The 13,570-nt window shown below is 66.1% G+C and carries 12 protein-coding genes; 3 read left to right on the top strand and 9 right to left on the bottom strand.

Annotation, left to right across the window (positions count from 1 at the left end):
* Positions 1 to 147 precede the first annotated feature (147 nt).
* Complete coding sequence (gene putP / locus HU825_RS00735) at positions 148 to 1,632, top strand: sodium/proline symporter PutP (RefSeq protein WP_043297555.1); 1,485 nt, start codon at positions 148 to 150, stop codon at positions 1,630 to 1,632.
* Positions 1,633 to 1,759: 127 nt separating this feature from the next.
* On the opposite strand, the gene guaD is transcribed toward putP, so the two are convergent.
* The 9 genes from guaD to arsC form a co-directional block, all read right to left on the bottom strand.
* Complete coding sequence (gene guaD, locus HU825_RS00730) at positions 1,760 to 3,064, bottom strand: guanine deaminase (protein WP_077684007.1); 1,305 nt, start codon at positions 3,062 to 3,064, stop codon at positions 1,760 to 1,762.
* Positions 3,065 to 3,170: 106 nt separating this feature from the next.
* A complete protein-coding gene (gene xdhC / locus HU825_RS00725; RefSeq protein WP_234303431.1) occupies positions 3,171 to 4,013 on the bottom strand; it encodes a xanthine dehydrogenase accessory protein XdhC in 843 nt (280 codons plus the stop codon).
* 124 nt (positions 4,014 to 4,137) lie between these two features.
* On the bottom strand, positions 4,138 to 6,537 hold the full coding sequence (gene xdhB / locus HU825_RS00720) for a xanthine dehydrogenase molybdopterin binding subunit (RefSeq protein WP_234302706.1): 2,400 nt from the start codon (positions 6,535 to 6,537) through the stop codon (positions 4,138 to 4,140).
* Complete coding sequence (gene xdhA, locus HU825_RS00715; protein WP_234302705.1) at positions 6,530 to 7,978, bottom strand: xanthine dehydrogenase small subunit; 1,449 nt, start codon at positions 7,976 to 7,978, stop codon at positions 6,530 to 6,532. Before xdhA ends, xdhB begins: the two co-directional genes overlap by 8 nt.
* A 266-nt stretch (positions 7,979 to 8,244) precedes the next feature.
* A complete protein-coding gene (locus HU825_RS00710) occupies positions 8,245 to 9,600 on the bottom strand; it encodes an 8-oxoguanine deaminase (protein WP_234302704.1) in 1,356 nt (451 codons plus the stop codon).
* Between the two features lie 179 nt (positions 9,601 to 9,779).
* Positions 9,780 to 10,460, bottom strand: a complete 681-nt coding sequence (locus HU825_RS00705) for an SDR family oxidoreductase (RefSeq protein WP_234302703.1) — start codon at positions 10,458 to 10,460, stop codon at positions 9,780 to 9,782.
* Between the two features lie 104 nt (positions 10,461 to 10,564).
* Complete coding sequence (locus tag HU825_RS00700) at positions 10,565 to 10,975, bottom strand: DUF2069 domain-containing protein (protein WP_043297564.1); 411 nt, start codon at positions 10,973 to 10,975, stop codon at positions 10,565 to 10,567.
* A complete protein-coding gene (wrbA, locus tag HU825_RS00695) occupies positions 10,968 to 11,573 on the bottom strand; it encodes an NAD(P)H:quinone oxidoreductase (RefSeq protein WP_043297566.1) in 606 nt (201 codons plus the stop codon). Before wrbA ends, HU825_RS00700 begins: the two co-directional genes overlap by 8 nt.
* Entirely contained in the window at positions 11,570 to 11,923 is a 354-nt protein-coding gene (gene arsC, locus HU825_RS00690; protein WP_043297776.1) for an arsenate reductase (glutaredoxin), read from the bottom strand. Before arsC ends, wrbA begins: the two co-directional genes overlap by 4 nt.
* Before the next feature lie 86 nt (positions 11,924 to 12,009).
* On the opposite strand from arsC, the gene HU825_RS00685 reads away from it, so the two are divergent.
* Both HU825_RS00685 and HU825_RS00680 read left to right on the top strand, forming a co-directional pair.
* The gene (locus HU825_RS00685) at positions 12,010 to 13,242 is read left to right on the top strand and encodes a virulence factor BrkB family protein (protein WP_043297567.1); all 1,233 of its coding nucleotides are present in this window, start codon (positions 12,010 to 12,012) and stop codon (positions 13,240 to 13,242) included.
* A gap of 144 nt (positions 13,243 to 13,386) precedes the next feature.
* Positions 13,387 to 13,569 carry a hypothetical protein gene (locus HU825_RS00680; RefSeq protein WP_043297568.1) on the top strand — a complete coding sequence of 61 codons (183 nt, stop codon included), beginning with the start codon at positions 13,387 to 13,389 and terminating at the stop codon, positions 13,567 to 13,569.
* The last annotated feature ends 1 nt before the right edge of the window (position 13,570 follow it).

The raw sequence follows: 13,570 nt of genomic DNA, 5'->3' as shown, positions 1-13,570 counted from the left end.
AACGGACAGATGGCGGACGCTCTTCCGCCACTGACGGGCCGGTTTCGGACCTGTCGCAGGTGATGGCGCCAGTGCCATCGCCCTCTGCCAAGGGCGCGACGCGAGCTGCTCGCGGTGCGCCGGACAACAACTAACGAGGGATACACAATGAGCGCCAGTACACCCACCCTGATCACGTTCGTGGTCTACATCGCGGCGATGATCTTCATCGGTTTCGCCGCCTATCGCGCCACCAAGAACTTCGACGACTACATCCTCGGCGGCCGCAGCCTCGGCAGTTTCGTCACCGCCTTGTCGGCCGGCGCCTCGGACATGAGCGGCTGGCTGCTGATGGGCCTGCCGGGGGCGATCTTCGTCGCCGGCCTGTCGGAGAGCTGGATCGCCATCGGCCTGATCATCGGCGCCTGGCTCAACTGGCTGTTCGTCGCCGGGCGGCTGCGCGTGCACACCGAGCACAACCACAACGCGCTGACCCTGCCGGACTACTTCACCCACCGCTTCGAGGACACCAGCCGCCTGCTGCGCATCTTCTCGGCGCTGGTGATCCTGGTGTTCTTCACCATCTACTGCGCCTCCGGCGTGGTGGCCGGTGCCCGGCTGTTCGAGTCCACCTTCGGCGTGCCCTATGACCTGGCGCTGTGGATCGGGGCGGCGGCGACCATTCTCTATGTGTTCATCGGCGGCTTCCTCGCGGTGAGCTGGACCGACACCGTGCAGGCCACGCTGATGATCTTCGCGCTGCTGGTCACGCCGCTGTTCGTCATCCTGGCGCTGGGCGACATGGGCAGCGTGATGGCCACCATCGAGGCGCAGAATCCGGCCAACTTCGACATGTTCCGCGGGCTGTCCTTCGTTGCGATCATCTCGCTGCTGGCCTGGGGCCTGGGCTACTTCGGCCAGCCGCACATTCTGGTGCGCTTCATGGCGGCCGACTCGGTCAAGACCATCCCCAACGCCCGTCGTATCGGCATGGCCTGGATGATTCTGTGCCTGGGCGGCGCGGTGGCGGTGGGCTTCTTCGGTATCGCCTACTTCGCCGGGCACCCGGAGCTGGCCGGCCCGGTGAGCGAGAACGGCGAGCGGGTGTTCCTCGAGCTGGTGAAGATCCTGTTCAACCCGTGGGTCGCCGGCCTGATTCTCTCCGGCGTGCTGGCGGCGGTGATGAGCACTCTGAGCGCGCAGCTGCTGGTCAGCTCCAGCGCGCTGACCCAGGACTTCTACAAGGCGATGCTGCGCAAGAACGCCTCGCAGACCGAGTTGGTCTGGGTCGGCCGCGCCATGGTGCTGCTGATCGCGCTGATCGCCATCGGCATCGCCTCCAACCCGGAGAGCAAGGTGCTGGGCCTGGTGTCCTACGCGTGGGCCGGATTCGGCGCGGCATTCGGTCCGGTGGTGCTGATCTCGCTGCTGTGGAAGCGCATGACCCGCAACGGCGCGCTGGCCGGCATGCTGGTCGGTGCCATCACCGTGGTGGTGTGGAAGGAGTTCATCGGTCTGGGGCTGTACGAGATCATCCCCGGCTTCATCCTCGCCAGCCTGGCGATCTTCGTGGTCAGCCTGATGGGCGCCGAGCCCGCGCCGAGCATCGTCAAGCGCTTCGAGGAAGCCGACGCGGATTACCACGCCGGTTGAACCAGCGGGTAGGGTGGATGGCCGCAGCCATCCACCTTCTGGCAAGTGCTGGTGGAAAATCGCTACGCGAGTTTTCCACCCTACGGATAAAAGGCCGCTCTTGCGCAATGCAGAGCGGCTTTGCCGTTCAGGCCTTGCGGTGCACCGACACGCCGGCGGCGTAGGTTTCCTTCACGGCGCGGTCGTCGCCGAGCATCATCAGGGCGAAGAGTTTTTCTTCCAGCGTCTTGGCCTGGCGCAGGCGGTAGTCGATCAGCGGCGTGGCCTGATAATCGAGCACCACGAAGTCGGCGTCCTTGCCCGGTTGTAGGTTGCCGATCTGGTCGTCCAGATACAGCGCCCGCGCGCCGCCGAGGGTGGCGAGATACAGGGACTTGAACGGATCGAGCTTCTTGCCCTGCAGCTGCATCACCTTGTAGGCCTCGTTCAGCGACTGCAGCTGCGAGAAGCTGGTGCCGGCGCCGACATCGGTGCCCAGGCCGACGCGCACGCCGAAGCCCTCGACCTTTTCCAGATCGAACAGGCCGCTGCCGAGGAACAGGTTGGAGGTCGGGCAGAACGCCACCGCCGAACCCGTTTCGCCCAGGCGCCGGCACTCGTCGTCGCACAGGTGCACGCCGTGGGCGAACACCGCGCGCGCGCCGATCAGCCCGTGGTGGTCGTAGACGTCCAGGTAGCCCTTGCGCGCCGGGAACAGCTCGCTCACCCACTCGATTTCCTTGCGGTTCTCGGAGAGGTGGGTGTGCATGTAGAGGCCCGGGTATTCCTTGAACAGCTGGCCGGCCAGCGCCAGTTGCTGCGGCGTGCTGGTCGGCGCGAAGCGCGGGGTGACGGCGTAGTGCAGGCGGCCCTTGCCGTGCCAGCGCTCGATCAGCTCGCGGCTGTCGGCATAGCCCGATTCGGCGGTGTCGGTCAGGTAGTCCGGGGCGTTGCGGTCCATCAGCACCTTGCCGGCGATCATCCGCAGGTTGCGCTTCTCGCAGGCCGCGAAGAAGGCATCCACCGACTGCTTGTGCACGCTGCCGAACACCAGCGCAGTGGTGGTGCCGTTGCGCAGCAGTTCGTTCAGGAAGACCTCGGCGACCTCGCCGGCGTGAGCCGGGTCGGCGAAGGCGCGTTCGGTGGGGAAGGTGTAGGTGTTGAGCCAGTCCAGCAGCTGCTCGCCGTAGGAGGCGATCATGCCGGTCTGCGGGTAGTGGATGTGGGTATCGATGAAGCCCGGCGTGATCAACGCGTTCGGGTATTCGATGACTTCGCTGCCCGCCGGCAGCGCCGGCAGCAGTTCGCTGGCGGCGCCGATGCGCGCGACCTTGCCGTCCTCGACGACCAGCAGGCCGTCCTCGAAGTATTCGTGGGATTGCTCGATGCCCACTTCGCGTGGGTCGGCGAGGCAGTGGAGCAGGGCGGCACGGTAGGCTTGGGTGCGGGACATGGTGTTCTCTTCGCTGTCGTTCTTCTGCACGCGCGGCAGCGTCCTGACGTGACGGGCGCCAGCCTGTTCACGCGCAAGTCCGCTGCCGCCGGTGGCGTTTGTGGATTCAGCCGCGGCGCGAGGCCGGGACCAGCATGGGGATGGGTTTTTCGCTGCCTTCGCGCTTCTCGCCGCGCTTTTCACCGAAATGCGCGTTGTAGGTGGCGATCACCTCGCCGGCGATGGACACGGCGATCTCCACCGGCAGCTTGCCCTTAACCTCGGCGATACCCATCGGGCAGCGCATGCGTTGCACGGTTTCCGGCTGAAAGCCGCGGTCGCGCAGGCGATGCTCGAACTTGGCGCGCTTGCTCTGCGAGCCGATCAGCCCGTAGTAGGTGAAATCGTTGCGTTCGAGGATGGCCGCGGTCAGCTCCAGATCGAGCTGGTGATTATGCGTCATGACGATGAAATAGCTGCCGGGAGGCATGTCGTCGACTTCCTCGACCACATCGTCGTTGACCACCTTTTCCACACCGCGCGGAATTTCGGCGGGGAATTCGTTCTCGCGCGAGTCGATCCAGCGCACCTTGCACGGCAGACTGGCCAGCAACGGCACCAGCGCGCGGCCGACATGCCCGGCACCGAACACGGCAATGTGCGCCTGCGGCTGCCCCATCGGCTCGAGCAGCACGACGGCCGCTCCGCCGCAGCACTGGCCGAGGCTGGCGCCGAGAGCGAAGCGCTCCAGGCGCGTCTCGCGACTGCGGCTTGCCAGCATCTCGCGGGCAATCTGCTGCACGCGGTATTCCAGGTGGCCGCCGCCGATGGTGTCGTATAGGCGCTCGCCGGTGACCACCATCTTCGAGCCGGCATTGCGCGGCGTCGAGCCGCGCTCCTCGACGATGGTGACCAGCACGCAGGGTTCGCCTTTTTGTTGCAGTTCGGCGAGTGCGTCGATCCAGGACAGGTTGCTCATTGCTTGGTCCTTCGTAGTGCGGGTGGCCGCCCCGTGGAAAACCGCGAAGCGTTTTCCACCGGAACATTCGTGTTGCGACCGTGGTGGACAAGCGGAGCGTTGTCCACCCTACGGGTCAGTGCGCGGCTTCCACTGCAGGCTCCGGTATGGACGCCGCCTGTTGCTTCAGCTTGCGCATCTGCTCCACGCCCCAGAGCACGCGCTCGGGCGTCGCCGGGGCGTCGATCTGCGGCTGCGCCCGGTAGTCGGCCAGGCTCGCCACGGCATCCTTGATCGCGCACCAGACCGAGATGCCGAGCATGAACGGCGGCTCGCCGACGGCCTTGGAGTGGAACACCGTGTCTTCGGGGTTCTTGCGGTTCTCCACCAGCTTGACGCGCAGGTCCAGCGGCATGTCGGCGACCGCTGGGATCTTGTAGCTCGCCGGGCCGTTGGTCATCAGCTTGCCCTTGTCGTTCCAGACCAGCTCTTCCATGGTCAGCCAACCCATGCCCTGGACGAAGCCGCCTTCGACCTGGCCGATGTCGATGGCCGGGTTCAGCGAGGCGCCGACGTCATGCAGGATATCGCTGCGCAGCATCTTGTATTCGCCGGTCAGGGTATCGACGATCACTTCCGAGCAGGCCGCACCATAGGCGAAGTAGTAGAACGGCCGCCCGCGCGCCTGGCTGCGGTCGTAGTAGATCTTCGGCGTGCGGTAGAAGCCGGTGGACGACAGCGAGACCTGGCCGAAATAGGCCTGCTGGATCAACTCCTCGAACGACACGTACTGATCGCGGATGCGTACCTGGCCGTTACGGAATTCGACATCCTCCTCGGTGACGTTCCAGTGCCGCGCGGCGAACTCGACCAGCCGTTGCTTGATGGTCAGCGCCGCGTTCTGCGCCGCCTTGCCGTTGAGGTCGGCGCCGCTGGAGGCGGCCGTCGGCGAGGTGTTGGGCACCTTGTCGGTGTTGGTGGCGGTGATCTGGATGCGCTCGATATCCACCTGGAACACCTCGGCCACCACCTGCGCGACCTTGGTGTTCAGGCCCTGGCCCATCTCGGTGCCACCGTGATTGAGGTGGATGCTGCCGTCGGTGTAGACGTGCACCAGCGCGCCGGCCTGGTTGAGAAAGCTCGCGGTGAAGCTGATGCCGAACTTCACCGGGGTCAGCGCCAGGCCCTTCTTCAGGATCGGGCTTGTGGCATTGAACGCGCGGATCTCTTCGCGGCGGCGGGTGTACTCGCTGCTGGCCTCCAGCTCGGCGGTCATCTCCTCGAGCATGTTGTGCTCGACGGTCTGGTAATAGGGCGTAACGTTGCGTTCGGTCTTGCCGTAGTAGTTGCGCTTGCGCACGTCGAGCGGGTCCTTGCCCAGCTCGCGGGCGATGGCGTCCATGATCTCCTCGATGGCGACCATGCCCTGCGGGCCGCCGAAGCCGCGATAGGCGGTGTTGGAGGCGAGGTTGGTCTTGCAGCGATGGCCGTGGATGGTGGCGTCGCCCAAGTAGTAGGCATTGTCGGAGTGGAACATGGCGCGGTCGACGATCGAACCGGAGAGGTCCGGCGAGTAGCCGCAGTTGCCGGCCAGATCGATCTGGATGCCGTGCAGCAGGCCGTCGTCGTCGAAGCCGACGTCGTATTCGACGTAGAACGGGTGGCGCTTGCCGGTCATGGTCATGTCTTCCATGCGCGGCAGGCGCATCTTGGTCGGCCGACCGGTGAGGTGCGCGATCACCGCGCACAGGCAGGCCGGCATCGAGGCCTGGGTCTCCTTGCCGCCGAAGCCGCCGCCCATGCGGCGCATGTCGATGACGATCTTGTTCATCGGCACGCCGAGCACTTCGGCCACCAGCTTCTGCACCTCGGTGGGGTTCTGCGTCGAGGTGTAGACGATCATGCCGCCATCCTCGGTGGGCATCACCGAGGAAATCTGCGTCTCCAGGTAGAAGTGCTCCTGACCGCCGATGTGCAGCGTGCCCTGCAGCCGGCGCGGTGCGCTGGCCAGGGCGCTGGCCGAGTCGCCGCGCTGGTGGGTGTGACTATCCAGTACGAAGTGCTTCTTGCGCAGCGCCTCGACCACGTCGAGCACCGGCTCCAGATCCTCGTATTCGATGATTGCGGCCATGGCCGCCTTGCGCGCGGTTTCCAGGCTGTCGGCAGCCACGGCGATCACCGGCTGGCCGATGTACTCCACCTTGCCGTCGGCCAGCAGCGGGTCGCCGGCGACCACCGGGCCGATGTCCAGCTGACCGGGGACGTCCTCGGCGGTGATGGCGATGGCCACGCCCGGAATCTGGTAGCAGGGCGAAGTGTCGATGCGCACGATACGGGCATGGGCACGGTCGCTCATGCGGGCATAGACGTGCAGCTGGTTGGGGAACTCCAGGCGGTCGTCGACGTACACCGCTTCGCCGGAGACGTGCTTGGGTGCGCTGTCGTGCTTGACGCTGCGACCGACACCGGTGACCAGGTCCTGCTTGAACAGGGCGATGAGTTCTTCCTGGGTCTTGGCAAGGCTGTGGTTAGACATATGCGGTCACCCTCGTCTCGGTCTTGGACGCTTGTTGTTCGAGGAAACATTTGCGCAGCAGGTTCTGCGCCACCAGCAGGCGGTACTCGCGGCTGGCACGGAAGTCGGTCAGCGGGGTGAAGTCTTCGGCCAGCGCGTCGCAGGCTGCCTCCACCGTCTGCTGGTTCCACGGCGCGCCTTTGAGCGTCGCCTCGCAGGCCGCAGCGCGTTTGGGAATCGCCGCCATGCCGCCGAAGGCGACGCGGGCATCGGCGATCACGCCGCCTTCGAGCTGCAGTTCGAAGGCGGCGCAGACGGCGGAAATGTCGTCGTCCAGGCGCTTGGAGACCTTGTACGCGCGGAACAGCCGCTGCGGCGTCGCGCGCGGCACCCGCACCTTCTCGATGAACTCGCCGGGCTGACGCGCGGTGACCTTGTAGTCGAGGAAGAAATCCTGCAGCGGCAAGGTGCGCATGTCGGCGCCGTGGCGCAGGACAATCTCGGCGCCGAGGGCGATCAGCAGCGGCGGCGAATCGCCGATGGGCGAGGCGTTGCCGATGTTGCCGCCCAGCGTGCCCTGGTTGCGGATCTGCAGGGAGGCAAAGCGTTGCAGCAGCTCGCCGAAATCCGGGTAGTCGGCGGCCAGCGCGGCGTAGCAGTCGGTCAGCGGCGCGGCGGCGCCGATCTCGATATAGCGGTCGGTGATTACCACCTGCTTCATCTCGGCGACCTGACCGACGTGGATCAGCAGCGGCAGCGCGCGATGGAACTGGGTGACTTCCAGCGCCAGGTCGGTGCCTCCGGCAAGCAGTCGCGCGTCCGGGTTGGCGGCGTAGACCTCGGCCAATTCGGCGACGGTCAGTGGCGACAGGCAGCGCTTGTCGCCATCGCTGAGCTCGGCCATTTCACGCGGCGCGATGGCCTTGAGCTGAGCGATGGTCTCGGCTTCTTCTGCGTCGAACTGGTCCGCCTCGGGATGGGTGCGGGCCTGTTCGGCGGCGGCGAGGATCGGCCGGTAGCCGGTGCAGCGGCAAAGGTTGCCGGCCAGCGCTTCGTGGGTCTGGTGCGGGTCGTACTCGTTCACCGCGGCGGCATTCTTCTGCAAGGCGAACAGGCTCATGACGAAGCCCGGCGTGCAGAACCCGCACTGTGAGCCGTGGCAGTCGACCATCGCCTGCTGCACGCTGTGCAGACGGCCCTGGTGCTTGAGGTCCTCGACGCTGATCAGCTGCTTGCCGTGCAGCGCGGAGACGAAGGTCAGGCAGGAGTTGAGGGTGCGGTAGCGCAGGCGTTCACCGACCAGTTCGCCGACCACCACGGTGCAGGCGCCACAGTCGCCGGAGGCGCAGCCCTCCTTGGTGCCGGTCTTGCCACGGTGCTCGCGCAGGTATTGCAGCACCGTGGTGTTGGGGTCGAGCGTGCGCTCGCTGCGCAGCTCGCGATTGAGCAGAAACTGGATCAAGGTAGACCTCCGCTTTCTTGTTCTTGGCTCTTGGATAGCGCCTGGAGCGAAAAATTAGTATTAACTGACTTTTCGGTCAAGAAAAATTGACTGAAAAGTCAATGTGACGGACGAGCGCACCTGGCGGCCAACAGCCATACAGCAGTGGACGAGCGTTACTAACAGCAAGTAAAGCCGTCTGCGCCACGTCGGTGACGGCTTTTGACGGCAGGTCCGCAACCGCGAGCGACGCCGTGCAGACGTCGTCCCGGTTGCGGAGGGCGTGCTCAGCCGGCGATCAGCTGGCGCGCCGCCTGGCGGTGATCGGCGATCAACCCGGCGACGTCCAGACCTTCGATCTGCCCGTCGATCACCCGCCAGCGGCCGCCGACCATCACCCGGTCGGCGCGGTCGGCGGCGCACAGCAGCAGCGCGGCGATGGGATCGTGGCTGCCGGAGAAGCGCAGTTCGTCGAGCTTGAACAGCGCGAGGTCGGCCTGTTTGCCGACCGCCAGTTCGCCGATGTCGCTGCGTCCGAGCAGCCGCGCTGAACCGCGGGTCGCCCAGCCGAGAACCTTCTCTGGCGTGATCTTCGCCGCGCCGTAGCGCAGGCGCTGGATGAACAGCGCCTGGCGCGCTTCGAGCATCATGTTGGAGGCGTCGTTGGAGGCTGAGCCGTCGACGCCCAGGCCGATGATGGCGCCCTTGTCCTCCAGCTCCAGCGTGTGGCAGATGCCCGAGGCCAGGCGCATGTTGGAACTTGGGCAATGACAGATGCCGACGCCGGCCGCGCCCAGGCGGTGGATCTCCACCTGGTTGAAGTGGATGCCATGCGCCAGCCAGGTCCGTGGGCCGAGCCAGCCAACGCTCTGCAGGTAGTCCACGGTGCGCATGCCGAAGCGCTGCGCGCAGAACTCCTGCTCGTCCAGCGTCTCGGCCAGGTGGGTATGCAGGCGCACATCGCGCGCTTCGGCCAGCTCGGCGCAGGCGCGCATGATGTCGGTGGTCACCGAGAACGGCGAGCAGGGCGCGAGGGCGATCTGGATTTGCGCGCCGTCGCCGCGCTCGTGGTAGCGCTCGATCAGCCGCTCGCTGTCAGCGAGGATCGTTTCGGCGTCCTGCACCACGCTCTTGCACGGCAGGCCGCCGTTCTCCTTGGACAGGTTCATCGAGCCGCGCGTCAGCATGGCGCGCATGCCCAGCTCGCGCACGGCTTCGACCTGAATGTCGATCGCCTCCTCGAGCCCGGCGGGGAACAGGTAGTGGTGGTCGGCGGCGGTGGTGCAGCCCGACAGCAGCAGTTCGGCCAGCGCCACCTTGCTCGCCAGTTCCAGCGCCCGCGGTGTGAGGCGGGCCCAGACCGGGTAGAGCGTCAGCAGCCAGTTGAACAGCGGCTCGTTGACCACCGGACCCCAGGCGCGGGTGAGCGTCTGGTAGAAGTGGTGATGGGTATTGACCAGCCCTGGCAGCACGACGTGCTCGCGGGCATCGAAGGTTTCGTCGACCGGCTGCGCGGGCATGGCCCCGGCGGCAAGTAGTTCGACGATGACGCCGTTTTCGACCACCAGCCCACCGGGGGCCTGGGCGTCGTTGGCGGTGAACAGGGCGAGGGGATTCTTGATCCAGATACGGTCAGCAGGCATGGCCGGCTTTCTCCTGAAGGGTTGAGTTCAGAGTAGCCAGCTCAGTTATGCCCTGTCTGCTGATCCAGGGAGTGTCGCCGTGGCGCACCGGAGGCGAACCATAGCCGCGTCGTGCGGGCTTGTCGACCACGTTGGTGCGCGCCTGGCTGCCGCGACCGGAGGTCCCGGTCGCGAGCGAATCACCAGGGCAGCGGGTTGCCCTGGTAGTCGAGGTAGCGATGACCGCCCTGGCCGATGGCGCGCAGGACCTGCTCGGTCATGCCGCGCGCGCTGGTCTCGACATCCAGTGGCGCTTCGCTGCCGCCCATGTCGGTCTTCACCCAGCCCGGATGCATCGACAGCACCGTCAGCGTGCTTTCGCCCAAGCCGGCGACGAAGGAACGCGTCAGGTGGTTGAGTGCGGCCTTGCTGGCGCCGTACAGCGGCATGCCCATGCTGGGGCCGGTTTCGACGCTGCCGAGGATGGAACTCATGAAGACGATGACGCCCTGTTTCTGCTCCACCAGCGGCAGCAGCCGCTCGGCCAGGCGCACCGGCGCGACCGCATTGGTGAAGAACAGCTGGCCGACTTCCATCTGGCTGGCCGCGGTGGCGGGCTTGCCCTGCGGGCCGGCGATACCGGCGTTGACGTAGAGCACATCGAGCTGCGTGCCCGCCAGACGCTGTGCGAGTGTTTCGAGGCTGTCGGCATCGTCCAGCTCCAGCGCTTCGATCCGCACGCCGGCCAGCGCCTTGAGCGCATCGGCGCGTGCCGGATCGCGCACGGTGGCGATCACTTGCCAGCCCTGGCTGGAGAACTGCCGCGCCAGGCCGAGACCGAGGCCGCGCGAGGCGCCGACGATGAGAATGGTTCTGCTCATGGAATACTCCGGGCGATTGAGGGAGTTTGCAGTCTGGCGCGCCGCCGTGCCGATGGCGAGTGCCATGCGGCACCCGCCCGCCGCAGCCGATGTTCAGCAGCCTGTCAGGGTTCGCCGGCCAGCTTGCGTTGGTACTGGTAGGCCCAGCGCGTATACAGCAGCGCCGAGGTGAACAGGGTCAGACTGAGCAGTGCCTCCAGCCAGCCGTAGAGCATGCGATGCGGATCGATTGCGGCGAGCACACCCTGGAGGAAGTAGATATTGACGATGAAGCAGGTCCAGGCGTGCGCCCGTGGGCTGCCGAGGATCATCCCCGGTGCGACCAGCAGCAGCGGGAGCAGCTGGATGCCGATCACCACCCAGGTGCGCGCGCCGTGCAGGTCGGCGAAGACGAGGTTCCAGGTCGTCAGCAGCGCCGCGAGGGCGACAAAGCTGGCGAGACTGGCGACGCGGGCGAACTTCAGTCGTGGCGCCAGCCAATCGAGGGCCGGCAGGGGCTTGCGCGCTTTAGCCACGGGATGCCTCCAGACGCTGTGCAGTCTGCGCCAGGCGCTGGCCGAGTGCGCGGCAGAGGGCGGTTTCATGCGTATCGAGCGCCCGCTTGCCGTCGGCACCGGCATGGTGGCTGGCGCCATATGGCGTGCCGCCGCCACGGGTTTCCAGCAGGGCGTTCTCGCTGTAGGGCAGGCCCAGAACCAGCATGCCGTGATGCAGCAGCGGCAGCAGCATCGACAGCAGCGTGCTCTCCTGGCCGCCGTGCAGGCTGGCGGTGGAGGTGAACACTGCGGCGGGCTTGCCGACCAGCTCGCCGGTCAGCCACAGGCTGCTGGTGCCGTCGAGGAAGTACTTGAGCGGGGCGGCCATGTTGCCGAAGCGCGTCGGACTGCCGAGCGCAACGCCGGCGCAGTGCTTCAGATCGTCCAGCGTGGCGTAGAGCGCGCCGTCGTGCGGAATGCTCGGCGCCACCGCTTCGCATTCGCTGGATACTGCCGGCACCGTGCGCAGACGCGCCTCGAGTCCGGTCATTTCGATACCGCGGGCGATCTGCCGAGCCATCTCGGCGGTGGCGCCGTGACGGCTGTAATAGAGCACCAGGATGTACGGCGCACTCACGGCAGGATCTCCAGCACGCGTTCCGGCGGGCGTCCGACCACGGCTTTGTCGCCGGCGATTAGGATCGGCCGCTCGATCAGTCGCGGATGGGCGACCATTGCCTCGATCAACTGTGTGTCGCTGAGGTTCGGGTCGGCCAGGCCGAGGCTCTGGTATTCCTCTTCGCCGCTGCGCAGCAGTTGCCGCGCGCTCAGTCCGAGCTTGGCCAGCAGGGCCCGCAGTTCGGTGGCGCTGGGTGGGGTTTCCAGGTAGCGCACGATGTGCGGCTCGAGCCCGCGGGCTTCGAGCAATTCCAGCGCGCCGCGCGATTTCGAGCAGCGCGGGTTGTGATAGAGGGTAAGTTCGGTCATTTTGGGTTGCGCCTCGCCGATGAAGGCGGCCATTCTAACCCTCCCGGGGGGACGGTTCGAAACGACCGGTTGGCTAAGGAGCGGGGATGCAGCAGCGCATCGACAATCTGATGGAGTTCTGTCGCTTTCTGGTGCAGCGTTTCGTCGCCGACCGCGGCCCGAACAGTGCGGCGGCGCTGACCTACACCACCCTCTTCGCGGTGGTGCCGATGATGACCGTCACCTTCGCCATGCTTTCTGCGATTCCGGCGTTCCAGGGCGTCGGCGAACAGATCCAGCTGTATATCTTCAAGAACTTCATTCCCTCCACCGGAGCGACGATTCAGGAGTACCTGATCGCGTTCACCAGCCAGGCCCGCCAGCTGACCTGGTTCGGCGTCGGATTCCTGATGGTGACCGCGCTGATGATGCTGCTCACCATCGAGAAGGCCTTCAACACCATCTGGCGCGTGCGCCAGCCGCGGCGCGGGGTGTCGAGCTTCCTGCTGTACTGGGCGATTCTCAGCCTCGGCCCGCTGCTCCTCGGTGCGGGGTTTGCGACCAGTACCTACATCGCCTCGCTGGCACTGATCTCGGGGCCGCATGCGTTGCTCGGCGCGGGCACGCTGCTGAAGGCGATGCCGCTGGTGCTCAGCATCCTGGCCTTCACCTTGCTCTACGCGGCAGTGCCCAATACCCGCGTGCCGCTGCGCCATGCGCTGGCGGGCGGGCTGTTCGCCGCGGTGTTGTTCGAGGCGGCCAAGCAACTGTTCGGCCTGTATGTCAGCTATTTCCCGAGTTACCAGCTGATCTATGGTGCTTTCGCGGCGGTGCCGTTGTTCCTGCTGTGGATTTACCTGTCGTGGATGATCGTGCTGTTCGGCGCCGAGCTGGTCTGCGGTCTGTCCTCGTCGCAGCAGTGGCGCCGCCGACGCCTGCCGCGTCTGCTGGTGATGTTGGTGCTGCTGCGGTTGCTCTATGACCGCCAGCAGGAAGGGCGCGAGCTCGCGCTGCGTGACATGCACCGCGCCGGCTGGCACCTGCCCGAAGACGAGTGGGACGAGCTGCTGGAATTCTTCGAGCGCGAACAGCTGGTCTGCCGCACGGGATCGGGCGGTTGGGTGCTGTGTCGTGACCTCAGTCATTACAGCCTCGACCAGCTGTTGCGCCACAACCCGTGGCCGTTGTCTGGGCTGGAGCGGCTGCCCGAGACGTTGTCGGAAGCCTGGTATCCGACTCTGCGGCGCTCTCTGGAGCTGCTGCAGCAGGAGCAGCTCAATCTGTTCGGTGGCAGTCTGGCCGACTGGCTGAGCGTCGGTGGTGACAAAAACGGTCAGTAGCTGAGCGATTCCGCCTTCGTGCCATGGCACTTTGGCATCTCGGTTGTGTTGAACGGTGCTAATGCACGGAGGTGGAGCACGGCAGAGCCAGGCTGGCACGTTTCTAGCTGAGGCTTGCACTGAGGCGAAGGAAGGAATGTGGCCGTGAAGACCGAACGCAATACTGTCATCCATCTGCACCAACGGGCTCCGGAGCTGGCGCTGCAGTCGCTAAACCGCCTGACCGGCCTGACCTTCAGCCACTGGCCCGAATCGCTCGTCCTCCTGTGCAAGCAGGACGAGCCCGTCGAGCGGGAATCGCCTGCGGCGGAAAAGCGGGCGCGCTAAA

The sequence above is a fragment of the Pseudomonas phenolilytica genome (assembly GCF_021432765.1).
Lineage (GTDB): Bacteria > Pseudomonadota > Gammaproteobacteria > Pseudomonadales > Pseudomonadaceae > Stutzerimonas > Stutzerimonas phenolilytica.
This window is presented reverse-complemented; position numbering and strand designations above follow the sequence as displayed.